Origin of the sequence: Leptolyngbya sp. AN02str (assembly GCF_050565595.1) — a bacterium.
Lineage (GTDB): Bacteria > Cyanobacteriota > Cyanobacteriia > Elainellales > Elainellaceae > Kaiparowitsia.
On sequence record NZ_JBNXVR010000055.1, the window covers coordinates 1 to 14,699 of the forward strand.

General features: G+C 48.0%; 15 protein-coding genes. 4 read left to right on the plus strand and 11 right to left on the minus strand.

Annotated features, from left to right (window positions below):
* Window positions 1–430: 430 nt before the first annotated feature.
* The 5 genes from ACQ4M4_RS26010 to ACQ4M4_RS26030 all read right to left on the minus strand — a co-directional run bounded on the left by ACQ4M4_RS26010 (window position 431) and on the right by ACQ4M4_RS26030 (window position 7,972).
* Window positions 431–2,605, minus strand: a complete 2,175-nt coding sequence (locus ACQ4M4_RS26010) for a glutamine synthetase III (RefSeq protein ID WP_430687392.1) — start codon at window positions 2,603–2,605, stop codon at window positions 431–433.
* A gap of 324 nt (window positions 2,606–2,929) precedes the next feature.
* Window positions 2,930–3,853: a class II fructose-bisphosphate aldolase gene (locus ACQ4M4_RS26015; RefSeq protein WP_430687393.1), complete on the minus strand. Its 924-nt coding sequence runs from the start codon at window positions 3,851–3,853 to the stop codon at window positions 2,930–2,932.
* A 1,091-nt stretch (window positions 3,854–4,944) separates the two neighbouring features.
* Window positions 4,945–5,604, minus strand: coding sequence for a phosphoribosylanthranilate isomerase (locus ACQ4M4_RS26020; RefSeq protein WP_430687394.1), 660 nt, complete (start codon window positions 5,602–5,604; stop codon window positions 4,945–4,947).
* A 26-nt stretch (window positions 5,605–5,630) separates the two neighbouring features.
* A complete protein-coding gene (locus tag ACQ4M4_RS26025; RefSeq protein WP_430687395.1) occupies window positions 5,631–6,935 on the minus strand; it encodes a hypothetical protein in 1,305 nt (434 codons plus the stop codon).
* A 401-nt stretch (window positions 6,936–7,336) separates the two neighbouring features.
* Window positions 7,337–7,972 (minus strand): hypothetical protein, encoded by a 636-nt coding sequence (locus tag ACQ4M4_RS26030; RefSeq protein WP_430687396.1) that lies wholly within the window; start codon window positions 7,970–7,972, stop codon window positions 7,337–7,339.
* 584 nt (window positions 7,973–8,556) lie between these two features.
* Here ACQ4M4_RS26030 and ACQ4M4_RS26035 point away from each other — a divergent pair.
* Complete coding sequence (locus tag ACQ4M4_RS26035; RefSeq protein ID WP_430687397.1) at window positions 8,557–8,757, plus strand: hypothetical protein; 201 nt, start codon at window positions 8,557–8,559, stop codon at window positions 8,755–8,757.
* A 132-nt stretch (window positions 8,758–8,889) separates the two neighbouring features.
* Here the strand turns inward: ACQ4M4_RS26035 and ACQ4M4_RS26040 are convergent, their stop codons facing one another.
* The 4 genes from ACQ4M4_RS26040 to ACQ4M4_RS26055 all read right to left on the minus strand — a co-directional run bounded on the left by ACQ4M4_RS26040 (window position 8,890) and on the right by ACQ4M4_RS26055 (window position 10,912).
* A complete protein-coding gene (locus ACQ4M4_RS26040) occupies window positions 8,890–9,054 on the minus strand; it encodes a hypothetical protein (RefSeq protein ID WP_430687398.1) in 165 nt (54 codons plus the stop codon).
* A 138-nt stretch (window positions 9,055–9,192) separates the two neighbouring features.
* On the minus strand, window positions 9,193–9,618 hold the full coding sequence (tnpA, locus tag ACQ4M4_RS26045) for an IS200/IS605 family transposase (protein ID WP_430687399.1): 426 nt from the start codon (window positions 9,616–9,618) through the stop codon (window positions 9,193–9,195).
* Between the two features lie 98 nt (window positions 9,619–9,716).
* Complete coding sequence (tnpA, locus tag ACQ4M4_RS26050) at window positions 9,717–10,193, minus strand: IS200/IS605 family transposase (protein WP_430687400.1); 477 nt, start codon at window positions 10,191–10,193, stop codon at window positions 9,717–9,719.
* Window positions 10,194–10,282: 89 nt separating this feature from the next.
* Window positions 10,283–10,912 carry a TMEM165/GDT1 family protein gene (locus ACQ4M4_RS26055; RefSeq protein WP_430687401.1) on the minus strand — a complete coding sequence of 210 codons (630 nt, stop codon included), beginning with the start codon at window positions 10,910–10,912 and terminating at the stop codon, window positions 10,283–10,285.
* A gap of 372 nt (window positions 10,913–11,284) precedes the next feature.
* Between ACQ4M4_RS26055 and ACQ4M4_RS26060 the strand changes: the two genes are divergently transcribed.
* The 3 genes from ACQ4M4_RS26060 (at window position 11,285) to ACQ4M4_RS26070 (ending at window position 13,955) form a co-directional block, all read left to right on the plus strand.
* Window positions 11,285–11,560: a hypothetical protein gene (locus ACQ4M4_RS26060; protein ID WP_430687402.1), complete on the plus strand. Its 276-nt coding sequence runs from the start codon at window positions 11,285–11,287 to the stop codon at window positions 11,558–11,560.
* 54 nt (window positions 11,561–11,614) lie between these two features.
* Complete coding sequence (locus ACQ4M4_RS26065) at window positions 11,615–12,853, plus strand: LL-diaminopimelate aminotransferase (protein ID WP_430687403.1); 1,239 nt, start codon at window positions 11,615–11,617, stop codon at window positions 12,851–12,853.
* A gap of 484 nt (window positions 12,854–13,337) precedes the next feature.
* Window positions 13,338–13,955 (plus strand): hypothetical protein, encoded by a 618-nt coding sequence (locus ACQ4M4_RS26070; RefSeq protein WP_430687404.1) that lies wholly within the window; start codon window positions 13,338–13,340, stop codon window positions 13,953–13,955.
* Here ACQ4M4_RS26070 and ACQ4M4_RS26075 read toward each other — a convergent pair.
* A complete protein-coding gene (locus tag ACQ4M4_RS26075) occupies window positions 13,952–14,191 on the minus strand; it encodes a hypothetical protein (RefSeq protein ID WP_430687405.1) in 240 nt (79 codons plus the stop codon). The genes ACQ4M4_RS26070 and ACQ4M4_RS26075 overlap by 4 nt on opposite strands.
* A 34-nt stretch (window positions 14,192–14,225) precedes the next feature.
* Window positions 14,226–14,522, minus strand: a complete 297-nt coding sequence (locus ACQ4M4_RS26080; RefSeq protein ID WP_430687406.1) for a BrnT family toxin — start codon at window positions 14,520–14,522, stop codon at window positions 14,226–14,228.
* Window positions 14,523–14,699 lie beyond the last annotated feature (177 nt).

A 14,699-nucleotide genomic window follows, 5' to 3' on the forward strand; every position in this document is an offset into this window, starting at 1 on the left:
TCAATAACACCCGCAATCAGTCCCAAGTGGTCCAAGTTCTCGATCTGCAAGGGGGCGATCCTAACTCGTCTCCCTCAGCTTATCCCCACTCCCTTTAATTCCCAGAGCAACCTGCGGAATGTCGGCATAACCGAAGGGTAATGGATTGGAGCAGGTTGGTTGTTACAAAGTGAGGATGCTCTGCGCGATGATGAAGCGATCGCTGCGCTTAGCTACCGTCGAATCAGAGACCGTATTGCTTGCCATCCGATGCTCAGATATTCGTTTTGATTAGACCTCTTGCGTGAATTGTTGTGTGGCAGTGCCACACAACAATTCACGCCTTCAAAAATGCATTGATGCAAGAAATCCATTCGTTTTGACTGAATAGAAAAAAGTGCCCAAGAAATCTTTGGGCACTTTTCTCATGGTTCGAGATATGACCTGATGCTTACTTAATAAACAGCATTTCCTGATAGGTCGGCAGGGGCCAGAAGCTGTCGGCAATTTCCCCTTCCAGGGCATCTCCAAACTCGCGCACCTGATCCATCAACGGACGCAGCGTAAAGGCGCAGTACTTCATGTGCTCTTCTGTTGAGGCAAAGTCATGCTTTTCTAGAGCTGCGCTTAGCTCATCAGTGGTCTTCATCATCGCGCCAGCAAGGTCGGCTATTTTTTGCGCATTGCCCTTCTCAAAGCTCACCCCCAGATTTGCCAAGCTGGTCATGGTCGCCGCCAGCTTTGACAGGTATTCCATCGCTGCGGGATAAATCATCGTCTTCGCCATTTGAATGACCAGCTTCGATTCCACCTCAATGGAGAGGATGTACTGCTCGGCGTAGACTTCAAAGCGGCTTTCCAGCTCCACGGGGGTAAGCACGCCCGTCTTCTTAAACAAGTCCTCGATGTACTCTTCTTTGAGGACGGGCAGAGCATCCGCCGTCGTGGGTAGGTTGGCTAAGCCCCGCTCCTGCACTGCCATGGTGTGCCACTCTTCGGAGTAGCCGTTGCCGCCGAAGATGACGTTGCCATGCAGTTCCATCACTTCCTTCAGCACGGTGATGATAGCGCTATCAAGGTCGGTGCCGTTGTTCAGTTCGCTTTCGAGACGATTACCCACCCACTCCAGGGAGTCAGCCAGCATGGTGTTGAGCACAATCAGCGGGCCAGACACCGACTGACAGGAACCGACTGCCCGAAACTCGAAGCGGTTTCCAGTAAACGCAAAGGGAGAAGTGCGGTTACGATCGCCCGCATCTTTACTCAGGGGCGGCACACCATTCAACCCCAAGTCCATCACGCCTTTGTGCTTCGATTCAGACACAGTGCCAGTTTTGAGCTGTTCAAAGACTTCTTCGAGCTGGCTGCCTAAATAAACAGACATGATTGCTGGAGGGGCTTCGTTAGCTCCCAGGCGATGGTCGTTGCTGGCAGTGGCGATCGCCGCCCGCATCAGCGGCCCATACTTGTGGACCCCACGAATGACCGCCCCACAAAATACGAGGAACTGAGCATTGTCATGGGGAGAATCGCCGGGGTCTAGCAGGTTGCCCTGGGTGGCGTTGCCCACCGACCAGTTAACGTGCTTCCCAGAACCGTTGATGCCAGCAAAGGGCTTTTCATGCAGCAGACATACAAAGCCATGCTTTTTCGCCGTGTGCTTCAGCACCGTCATGATCATTTGCTGGTGATCGCTGGCGACGTTTGCCGCTTCAAAGAAGGGCGCAATTTCAAACTGTCCAGGAGCCACCTCGTTGTGGCGGGTTTTCGCGGGAATGCCGAGCTTGTAGAGGGTTTCCTCCACATCCTGCATGTAAACCTGCACCCGTTCGGGAATCGCCCCAAAGTAGTGATCGTCAAATTCTTGCCCTTTGGCTGGAGCTTTGCCAAACAGCGTCCGCCCTGCCAACAGCAAGTCAGGGCGCTGGCTGGCAAAGTTAGCATCCACCAAAAAGTATTCTTGTTCGGCCCCACAGCTTGAGTTGACGGGGGCAATGTTGCTATTGCCGAGGAGTTGCAAGACTTTTCTGGCGGCTTTATCCATGGCCGCGATCGAGCGCAGCAGGGGCACCTTCTTATCCAGGGCTTCCCCCGTCCATGAAACGAAGACGGTGGGAATGCAGAGGGTAGAGCCGTTGTCGGTCTCCATAATGTAAGCCGGACTGGTGACATCCCAGGCGGTGTAGCCCCGCGCCTCGAACGTGTCGCGGATGCCGCCATTCGGGAAGGATGACCCATCCGGTTCGCCCTGCACCAGCACCTTGCCCGAAAATTCGGAGATGATGGTGCCATCGCCCTGCACCGAAATAAAGCCATCATGCTTTTCGGCGGTGAGGTTCGTCATGGGGTAGAACACGTGGGCGTAGTACAGTGCCCCTTTCGCCGTTGCCCAGTCGCGCATGGCAGTCGCCACCGAGTCCGCCACGGATATGTCCAGCTTTTCGCCAGTCATGATGGTCTTTTGGATCGACTTAAAGACGGGCTTTGACAGACTTGCCTGCATCTTTTTAAGGTCAAAAACATTTTCGGCCCAAATTTTTTCTAACTGCTCGGGCGCTTTAGGCGTCATCGGTTTGCGATTTGTGATGTGATAAATCGCCTGAACTCGAGCTGCATTTCCACTCATATTCTTTTCCTTAAAAAGGGCAATCGCCTGATAGTACGCAACTAAGGGCTTCAAAATAGACTGCACATATACCAAATGGATCGAATTTCAGTGAAATTTCTCTTAGCCACAAAAAATAGCTAAGCACATCTGCCCCATTTGAGATTTGCCTTCAGGCTGGGGCAATCTTACCATAGAAAAAAATTGATACTTAAGCCTGAAACACTACCAGGAAATTCGATGCGGTATCCGGCAATCTCCAGTCATGAGGTGAAGGCTAGCGGCGGCAAGTATCCTCGGCATCCAATCTGAAAGCTTTGACCGTCTGCTGCGCTGAGGTGTGAGCTAGCGCTGTTTGGGCGATCGCACTGGTTCAAGACGACTCAGGCTGGCTAACACTAATGCATAGGGGGTTTCGTGCAAATGGGCTTTGCCGACGGAGCCAAACAGTTCCAGTTTTTCTGTAATTACGGACTCCATTGCCGCGATCGCCTCTCCAGCAATATCAAGCAAATCGCTGGGACTCTTGCCGCAAACTTCACCCTTGAGGGCTTGCAAGTATGCCTGACGCACTTCCGTATTAACGTTGAATTTACACACTCCCAGTTGAATTGAGCGGCTGATCATCTCTTTTGGCAAGCCAGATGCCCCGTGTAACACCAGGGGAATTTCCAACAAGCTGCGAATTTTTGCGAGGCGAGCAAAGTCTAGGCGGGGCGGACTCTTGTATTCCCCATGGACATTCCCGATCGTTACTGCCAAAGCATCCACACCTGTTGCCTGCACAAATTCTACCGCTTGTAGCGGATCGGTCATTTTGGCTTCTTTCTCTGCAATCGTTAACCCATCTTCGGTGCCACTAATTCGCCCAATTTCCGCTTCTACAATCGCTCCATATTGATGAGAAAGCTGGGTCATCTGGCGAGTAAATTCCAAATTCTTGTCATATTCAAAGGGCGACCCATCCGCCATGATGGAGCGAATTCCCGCTTGCAATGCTTCCTGAATATCCTGTCGATCTGTACTGTGATCCAAATGCACCGAAACTGGAACGGTTGCGGCCTCAGCTGCTTCTAAACACATGGCTACTAGCATCGATCGCCCATACCGCAGTGCACTGGGATGAATCTGCAGCATAGCAGGGCTGCACGACTTTTCCGCTGCATTGATGACGGCTTTCACTCCTTCCAAGTTGTAGACATTAAAGGCACCGATCGCGTAGATGTTGCGACGAGCGGTTTCCAGCAATTCTTGAGTGGAGGCAAGCATAGGATTTTGCGGAATGAGAGATTGTGCGTTTTGGCAGCGACCTGATTGGGGGTCACAATCCCTCAATTATCCTGCACCGCAGGGGGAATATTTCAGCAATGTGGCTATTTCAAATCTTGCACTTCGATCGCTGGTTCAGCCAATGCCCGATCTTGTGGGCGATCGCAATTCTATTGGTTCAACAGGTCAGCCATCACCCATCAAGCGCTGAGGTGTGAGCTAGCACTTTTTGGGCGATCGCCCCCAAACCCATCCTGGAAGATTCACTCGGATCAGTGACCTGGATGAACTCAACCTTTCGCTGTGGCCGAAAGCCCTTTGAAGCTAGTCGATTCCTGCGATCGCCCTGATGGACTTAACCCCTGATGGACTGAACGTTGAAGTGGGGGCGTTGGCTTCGCCTGTGCGTAGCACGTATCACCCACCCACCGATCAGCATCAAACTGCTTAATCTGGCGCTTTCACCAATTCGATCTGCAACTTTGTAGCAGAAGTAAGCAGCGATTTTGGTCAGCAGCAAGCAATCTTGAACTCAACACAAGATCTCCTAACTATTCACTGAACCACTGTTATTGGACTGCTTGTACTAGAAGCCAAACGATCATTTCATCTCTCAGGAATTAGCCGCATTCCTAAACCACAACAAGAGCCAGATCGAGGCTCCAATTATCTCTTAATTCACAATCTACCGATTGGATGTCAACATTTTCCTTTGGTTACTTTTTTCATCTTATACCCAACAGTTCGCCATCCTATAAACCGACAGCGCACCTTGGCAGCCCAGTCCCAACGGCGACGATACTGGAATTGTTTATCCTCCATGATGGAATTTGGAGCAGCAGGAGTGATAGTACAACAATACCACTTTCTTCCCATTCCCCCCCCTTAACCTCTTCAGAGTATATAAACTAACTTTTTAGCCTTATCTTTACGCTGGAATAAAAAGATGAGAATCTTATGAGGAAATCAAAGAAACTAATATGATGCTAACCAGATTAAATCATTTTTAGGAAATAGCCTTTTGTGTTGGTTTGTAATGTGGTCTAACGACCTCAATCACTGGACACAGATAACCTTGGCATTCAGTTCATCTAATAACTACTGCATCGTGCTTTCTTACATATATCTACAAAGGCTCGGATTTTATCAGGGTCTTTATCACCGCTTGAAGTATCAACGCCTGAGTTAACATCAACACCGAAAGGATTAACACATTCAATTGCCTGTAATATGTTTTCGGGGTTGAGCCCTCCTGCTAAAATTACAGGCTTATTAATAAGCGCCGCAATTTTCCCACTTATAGACCAATCATGAGTTTTCCCTGTGCCACCTATCCTGCCGTTTGTACGAGAATCTAGAAGTATTGCATCAGTGAAAGGAGCAAAATACTGAGCTGTTTCAATTGCCTTTTCATTAACTACATGTACAGCTTTGATGAGCTTAACATGAGGAAGTAAATTCTTAATAGTTTGAATTTCTTCTATAGATATATCATTGTGAAGTTGTATCGTAGAAGTAGGGACCAGATTATAAATCTCTATAATTTCTTGAGAAGATTGAAGATGTGTGACAAGTACAGTAGTAATGAGAGGAGGAATTTGTTCAAGAAGATTTCCAGCAAAATCAGGAGATATCTTGTCCTCCGAATAATACTTTGTGCCAACAATCAAGCCAATTGCATCTGCCCCAGAATTGACTGACAATAAAACATCTTCAATTGTACGATTGCCGCATATCTTTACACGTATCATGATAATCTCTCAAAATCCCTAAACTCTTACTCGGAAATCTCTTTGTTAAACTGAATCTTATTTTGAATAAGCCCAATAAAACTTCTCTCGGAAATATATCCATAAATCAGCAATAAAGCCAAAATAGCTAATAGAAAGAGAGTACTTTGAAGCCCACTGAGCTTGTCCAGAAGTGAAAGAATAGTTGATAAAATGATAATAAAAATGAGAAATAGCAAAAGATAGTGACGCTCAGTTAGCTTGGTTGAAGGAAGTTCTCGCTCTGGAAAATTTATATATGTGGATTTAGCTTTTGAAAGACCTGTGATTGTATGTGAGGTTGCCCATGAAACGGGGCGTTTCGCACAAAAACCCTGTGAGTTAGAAGAAGGGTCATCAATATTATCAAGAGTAGCTTCAAGAGCATACCGCGCCAAAGCATTTTCTGAATTGAATTTACTACCAACTTTTTCTAGGACAATTGGAAGGACGAACCTTAAGTATAAAGAAGGATTGATGTGTGAGAAGGTATAGTTATATGTGCTATGACGACTTTCTCCGATCGATACGATTTCCGTTGTCCACTGCAAAACGTATTTTTTGTTATCCTCAATCCAGTCAATTGCAGGTTTAATATCCTTAAAGTACATTTTAGGAATAAAACTATCTTGTTTGTCTGCCATGTTAATTAAATCGATAACATGAAGAGTATGAGGAACTAGAAGACCAGGCTCTTTACCAAAAGAACCATCATTATTACGATATGTGCGTATATGCTTAAAGGCATCTAAAATTACTTTTTCTAAATTTGAGTTACGGCACAAACTGTAATCACTCGTGTTATCTAAAGGACAGATTTTTAGAAGAGTTTTTAAGGTTATACAGGTCGGGAAAAGATGGCTTTCGTGATTGCGAGTATAACCCCACCCACCATCTATATTTTGTGTGTGTATTAGCCATTCAATACCTTGAATAATTGCTGGGTTATGCAACGAGACTCCAGCTAACTTCAAGGCTAGTACAGCTAAAGACGTACGTACTGCATCCGATATATGGAGAACTCTATCTGAGTCTTGTAGTAATACATTCCTTGCCCAAGCTCCGTAGTGTTCTCGATCAGCACAGTTATTGGCACTCAGTTGATGCTCGATCAAATATTTTGCACCTAGTTGAATTGCTTGATCCCCAGGATCTTTCATGCCTGTTTCTAACAAAGCAATAATAGCCTCAGATGTATTGAGACAATTACTATCTGCACCTTTATATTGTCCCCATCCTCCATCATCTTTGTTTTGAATTTCTTCAAGCCAATGAGAAGAATTTTCAATGCACTCTTGAAGAGATAAGTCCATAAAATTCTCCAGTCTTTTAAACCTTAATATTTGAAGACTGTACTTAGATCAGCAAAAGTTTGTTACTTGAGCTTGCTTGAAGTAACGCGATTAAACTTCCACTGCAATTTTAAGAAAGAAATTGTGAGGAACTTGTGAAGCCTCAAATTGTGTCATGAACCTTAAACTTACTTAATTAAAGCTGAGCTTCCTCTGTACCTTCTAGGAAATATTCAGCAGTTCTGCCCAAGGAAGTTGCTCGAACGTCCAGTTATAGGGACTTAGCGGTCTAACGGTTCTGGTCAGCGGTTGCCGATCCTTTGCAACATCGTAAGCAACTTTGGTCAATCCGCTGCACCAGAATGGTTAGCCTGCGCTTGTATTTCGTTTTCCTGATTAATCTCAGAGAAATCTGCAAAGTCTCATTTACTTACAGGACCTCCAAGAATTTCAATTGTGCCGTCTTCCGGTGTGCGATTCCATTCATAAATGTTGAGATCTTTAGCGTGGTTAAAGGCAGGTGGGATTGAAGACATTAAATCCTTAAACAGACTAACGTCCAAACGATCCCAAAGGAGCATGGCTAAATTCCACCCTGTTACACCTTCAATCGTTTTACTTTTATAGGAAAAATCTCGATGAGCCGCAATTCTATTACGAATATTGATTAGATCACTTTCTACTTGCTTTTTGGCTGTGGAGTAATTCTTCCATAGTTCTCTTGCAACCTCTCGCTCTTCGTTTGTGATGCCTCTCCAAAGAGGTTTCGTGTCAACATCGTAAACCTCAGCAGACATTACCGCTGCTTGAAGCTTGTCCATCACCTCAATCAAAGAACGTAACTCAATGCAGATGTATTTCAACAGCAGTTTACGGTCGTACTCGTCTTTGCACCGATCACGAACCTTACTAAGCCCCAAAATGTCATCCCAGATATGTTCCCCAGCAATCAACGCAGACGTTTTTTCATCCCCTGGGAACCAGGCTGTCGGATCACGTTGCCAAACTGGATGAAAAACCGAATCTTCAGAAACTTGACTGCTTAAACTACTTTCCATAAGTTTTAGTGTTATCGCCTCGAAGATTCAGTCTAGCAAAGTAAAAAGATATTGAGATTTCAAATAGATTGAATCACCAACACAACCAAGCGCTAAGCAGGCTAACTATTAATAGACGGAAAATTTTTGCCTAAGATCCCATATAGGGTGGATAGGCGGACTGATTCGGCATAACACCTCAAATTCACTACTTATGCAGATTGTTTCTGCATAATATGCTGCTGGAACTGAATCGCTAGAATTTTTCTGCCTATTTTTATGCAGATGGAGTGGGGGGTTGAAAGATCAAGAAATGATAACAAAGCGCCAGGTGATACTTGTGTTCCCCTGGCGTTTTGTTTTATGGTGGGCGATACCGGAATTTGTTCCGGCGATTCGATTAACAGACAAGCTTAAGGTGAGGACGCTGATTAGGAGTGTTGGTCGCACTGCCTAACCAGCTAACCTAACTCTCTGGTACGAGCAGAGGGCTAGGCTGGATCGATTTTATCGTTTCACCTCGCTAATGCTACACACGTGGTTGGGTACCACGCCTTAAGCTTTTCTTCTCCACACATCTCCATTGCATTAGCGAGGAACAAAATATGAGTTCGGAATTTAACGACCTGTTGCCCAAGCAGCAGGCCGAAAAGCCGCAGATTTGGATTATTGGCACGCGAGAGCAAGTGGTTCACATCATGAACGAGATGATGGTGAAAGAGCTGGTGAGCGATCGCGCCAAGTTCACCCCCATTATTCCCGCACCGTTTGCCAACGGCAAAGTGATGACTGTGCTGGTGCGGTAAACCGCCGTTTGGGCAACCCAACCGCATAGAACCGCTGGGGCGATCGCTCAATCAGATATAAGCGATCGCCCGCCATCCGTAAACAACAGCCCGTCCCCCACGAATGAGTTGCGGAAAATCCATTGAAATGGGTTATGTCAATTTCAGCGATCGCCCGCAAATGAATTGCGGGTTACCAGAAGCAAACCCATTGAAATGGGTTAAATCCAGCATCCCAAATTCAACCCGATGGCTCACCCCGCAAATGAATTGCAGGCTACCAGAAGCAAACCCATTGAAATGAGTTAAATCCAGCATCCCAAATCCAACCGCACATCTCCAGTCCACTTCAGTGGACTTCCCCCTCGATAGCCCGCAATTCATTCGCGGGCGAGAAGCGGGCTAGACAATGAGCTGATTGGGTAGATCCCATCGAAATAGATTAGGTGACAGAGGTTAAGAAGATTTGCGGAGAATGTTGAAGGTTGCGGGCTCCAGGCTGGGGATCAGGGTTTGGGTGGCATGGTGGTGATGTTGGTTTTCCACATAGGCGATCGCATCCGATAGTTGTTTGCCACCCAATGAAAATGCACCATATTCCCGTTGCCATGCAAAGGTTTGGCCGGGGAATTTTGCATTCACATGGCGCGTGCTGCCGCCTTTAACTCCTTTCACCACCTCGGCAATGGAATGTTTGGGAGGAATGGACACCAGCAGGTGAATGTGATCCGCAATGCCACCCAGCGCATGGAGTGAGCAATCCAACGATTCAATCTTGGTTTGAATATAGCGATAGAGTTCGGGGGCGATCGCATCGGTAATCAGGGGTGCGCGATCGCGTGTTGCCCAAACGAGATGGTAATAGGTTCGCCAAATTGACATAGCCTTGCTCCCTGAATGCTTGAATCCAAAATGCCCAAATTTTGCGATCGGGCTCATCCATCGCCCATGTGCGACCGAATTGCAGACGATTGCAGACGTTAGAGATGGGATTGGTAGATGGGTTGGTTTAGCGCAACCCATTGAAACGGATTCGGCAGTTTAGGAGCCGGAGCAAACGCTTCTGGTTCCAGGCTGGCAATCAAAGTCTGGGTGGCGTGGTGGTGCGGTTGATTTTCCACATAGGCGATCGCATCGGGTAACTGCTTACCCCCCAGCGAAAACGCGCCGTACTCTCGTTGCCATGCCAATCTATGCCCCGGAAACTCTGTGCTGATGTGGCGTGAGCTGCCACCTCTCATTCGTTTCACCACAAATGCAATCGAATGTTTGGGCGGAATCGAAACAATGAGATGAATGTGATCGGCAACGCCACCCAGCGCATGGAGCGAACAGTCTAGCGACTCTGCCTTGGCCTGAATATAGCGGTATAGCTCAGGAGCAACCGTGTCGGTAATGGAAGGAATGCGATCGCGCGTTGCCCAAACAAGATGGTAATAGGTTCGCCAAATTGACATAGCCTTGCTCCCTGAATGCTCTCATTCAGGATGCCCAAATTTTGCAATCGGGCTCAACTGGGGTAACTTTCCACGCGATCTTCAAGCTCCTACCCAATTCCCACCAGCGACAGCAGCGACAGCGCAGCAAACCCAATAAACAACGTTCCACCCAACATTGTGAGAATCCGTTCCGAAATGTATTGGCAAATGATGCGACCACCCACCACAGCGATCGCCGCACAAATGGCATGGCCCAACGTTGCCCCGGCCACCACCCCAATCGGATTTTTTGCCGCCGCCAGCGCAATCGTGGCAAACTGGGTGCGATCGCCCCATTCCGCCACAAAAGTCAGCCCAAATGCTTCTGCCACAATCATCGGTGGCGTATGGCGAGAGGGTAACTTTTTTTCTGCCTTGCGAATGGCTTCAGCCGCTTCTTCCTGCTCATCCACCAGGCACCCATCTTTCGGCATTTTGCTGGCATCGTAGAGCAGCTTCAGGCCAAACACCAAAAACAGCAAAATCTCCGCCAGCTTGACATAGAGCTGAGGAAACACAGACACCAACTGGCCCATCGCAACCGAAATTAGCGTCATGGCGGCGAGGGCAGCCACACTCCCCAAAAACACCCAGCGCCGAGAGTAGCGGGTTGCCAAAATTGCGCTAATAAAAAAGGTTTTGTCTCCCAGTTCAGAGACCGTAATCAGCAATAATCCAGCGGTAAATGCCTCAAGCATCGGTTTTCAAGCTCCTCTCAACGTCGGCACACGGAGCTTGAAGAGATAACACGACCTCACCAAGCTCACGTAGTTGTGAACTTAGTGAAGGTCTCACCTGCAAAAACGGACACAGTACAAAACTTGCCGCTGCCACCTGAACCAGGCTCATCGCCAGTATGTTGATTCAGGCAAACTGATCGGCTTCCTTAAGGCGACGCGACCAGCCAGCTACTCCCCTTCATCAAGCCAATATTACTCGATTCACCAGAAAATGGGAATTGATTTTATGGCATTGCTCTCAACATAAGAACATCGGTGATGTTCTAGACGTGTGGTTATTGGTTGTGGAAGGGGTTCGATGCACCCCTTCCACAACCAATAACCACACATTTGAAACACGATCAGAACACCTGTTTTATCGATAACCCCGATGGCGATCATGTTCTCGCCATGAGGATGCGTGTGGTGGAAAGGCATCTCTACCGCCCTTCCACCACACACATCCACAACGGTGAAACACAGCCCTCAATGGCCGCGGTTGACGAAGTCGTTTCTTTCGGGGAGATCTTATTGGTATTGTTTTGTATGGGCTACAAGGGAGCCAGCAAGGAAATTGGGTCTGGCGATGAGCGGCCGCAGATTTTTGAGCACTCCTTTGGCACCTGATGCACCAGCCCGATTGGTATTTTGTAGTGGTACACAGCAAACGCGATCGCACCTATGGCAACCATCAACGATAACTATCTCAAACTGAAAGCGGGCTACTTGTTTCCCGAAATTGCGCGACGGGTGAATGCGTTTGCCGAGGCAAACCCCGGAGCCAGCATCATTCGTCTGGGCATTGGCGACGTGACCGAACCGCTGCCCTCGGCCTGCCGCGATGCCATGATCACAGCGGTTGAAGAAATGGGCGATCGCTCCAGCTTCAAGGGATACGGGCCAGAGCAAGGCTATGCATGGCTGCGAGAAAAGATTGCCGCCCACGATTTTCAGGCACGCGGCTGCGAGGTTTCTGCCGACGAAATCTTTATCTCCGATGGTTCCAAGTGTGACTGCGGCAACATTTTGGATATTTTTGGCAACGATAATGCGATCGCCGTCACAGACCCCGTGTATCCCGTGTATGTGGATACCAACGTGATGGCGGGCCACACAGGCGACTCCAACGATCGCGGCGAATACGATGGCCTGGTTTACCTGCCCATCACCGCCGAAAACAACTTCACCGCCCAAATTCCCAGCGAAAAAGTTGACCTCATCTACCTCTGCTTTCCCAACAACCCCACCGGAGCCACCGCCACCAAAGACCACCTCAAGGCATGGGTCGATTATGCCAACGCCCACGGCTCCATCATCTTTTTTGATGCAGCCTACGAAGCCTTCATTACCGATCCGGAATTGCCCCACTCCATCTACGAGATTGAAGGTGCCCGCTCCTGTGCAATCGAGTTCCGCTCCTTCTCCAAAAATGCAGGCTTCACCGGAACTCGCTGTGCTTTCACCGTCGTTCCCAAAACGCTGACGGCCAAAGCGGCAGATGGTTCGGAGGTAGAACTGTGGAAGCTATGGAATCGCCGCCAGTCCACCAAGTTCAATGGCGTGTCCTACATTGTGCAGCGGGGTGCCGAAGCGGTGTATTCTACCGAGGGTCAAGCGCAAATTAAGGCGTTGGTTGGCTTCTATATGGAAAATGCGCGCATCATTCGCGAAAAGCTAACCGAAGCTGGCCTACAAGTTTATGGTGGCACCAATGCCCCTTATGTGTGGGTAAAAACACCCAACGGCCTCACCAGCTGGGATTTCTTTGACAAGCTGCTGCACACCTGCAACGTGGTGGGTACGCCCGGCGCAGGGTTTGGCGCAGCTGGCGAAGGCTACTTCCGCATTTCCGCTTTCAATAGCCGCGAGAATGTAGAAGAGGCAATGAAACGCATCACCGAAAAGTTCAAAGTTGCTTAGTTAAAGCTATCATTCATTGTTGAGTTTGCTTGAAACCAGGGAGCGATCGCTCCCTGGTTTTTGTTATCAACTTATTGTTATCAATTGCGATCCGTTTTTCATCACCATGTGACTCAGAATGAAATCAAGCCAACTGATTTGTTAGATTGACTTCTTTATTCACTCAATCCAAATTTCTTATATTCAGATAAATTTTCGACCAACGGAATATCGCTTTATAGATTTATGCTCAAACAATGCTCAACATCTGGCGATCGCGAGCTATAGCCTTGATTTTGCCAATGGTTGATATTGGATTCATATCCCATGGTGATGTACCCAATATCACCCTTTCATCGCTGGTCAGTGAGTAAGCCATGTCAAGCTATGAACATTTTGCTTCTCAGCATTTTTCATGAGATGATATGAACAAAAATTAATTTGTCTTTTAATCTCGATAAAGTACACAGAATAAAGTACACAGAACCGCATCCCGTCCGACGCAATGAGCACCAGCGAGCAGCCTTTCGAGCGCCAGTATTGGAAGTTTTTTCTGGACAGTTCTGAGCAGTCGTATTTCGAAATGGGCGGACAGCGGACTCCAGTTATCTTTTTGGGAATTGGTAGTCGCCGCAGGCTCTCAACTATCGAAACGTTGATCCGGTTTCGCATCTCGAACCCGGCTGTACAGGTTGAAGTGGGAGGAACTCGGCTGCGCCTCAACAACAAGCTGGTGCAGGGCAGAGTGATGGGCTGGAGTTTGGATGTTTCGGCCACGCCACCTCGCCACGACATTAGCTTGCAAATTCCGGCGATCGCCCATGCAACTCAGGTGCGCGTTGTGCCATCGCAAGCGCGATCGCTCCGGGAGGTGTCAATTACGGTTGACTGGCAAGAATGGGAAAGTGAGCAATCGGAACCGTACGATTTTGTTGAGCTATTGCTGCAATCGCTAGAGCGCGATCGCTATGAAGAGCTGAAGCAACCTGCCATTTGCCGAGGCTGCATTCACTACCACGGTCAGGTCTATGTGGGTGGCAAAGGGGTAAACTGGCTATGCTGTGGCTTGCATCCCAATGGCCCAACCGGAGAACAGTGTGGCGATCGCGAGCCCGCGCCCTAACGCCCAGTCACCTCACTCACAGCTGCTTGAATCACCTCATCACTAACCCCATGACGTTTCAAGCTCGCAACCAAAGCAGAGACCGTATCACTGTCCAAACGTTCCAAGTCGGCCCTCAACCCTTGCCCAATGTAGGCACGCACAAGCGGCTGATACCCAGAAAAGCCAAGTAATGGTGCAACTCGTTTCAAATCCTCAATCACATCTTCGGGCATCCGAATGGTGATCGTCGTCATAGGTCGGTTTCTATCCAACCGCTTTTTCAAGGACTCAGGTTTCATAATATTCCCACTCCTTGCGTGTCGCTTTTTGAGCCGAAATGATCCGAATGGTGTCGTTTTCGCGCTCAATAAAAACAACGTACAGCAAGTTCCAACGCCTATCTAACCCAATAATGGCATCGCGCGCTTCATCATTTCGGCTAGCATCAACAACTACAAGCAGCGGATCGAAGAAAGCTTCTGTAGCCTGCTGAAACGTGACACCATCATGGTTTATTGGATTGATCCTGGCTTTTTCGTCATTCCATGCGAAGGTGATGCCGTTGAGTACGAAATACACATCCATACCTCTAATGTAGGCATGATGTATTTACATCGTCAATACATCTTTCGTTATGTGGATGTACTAGTGCGATCGCTTTTCTACCTTTTGCCTTTAGTAGAGATTCAATGCATTCGGTAGATGGCAAAGAGAAGTAAACTGACGCCCAATCACGAACAATAGACAACCTTTAACTTCCAA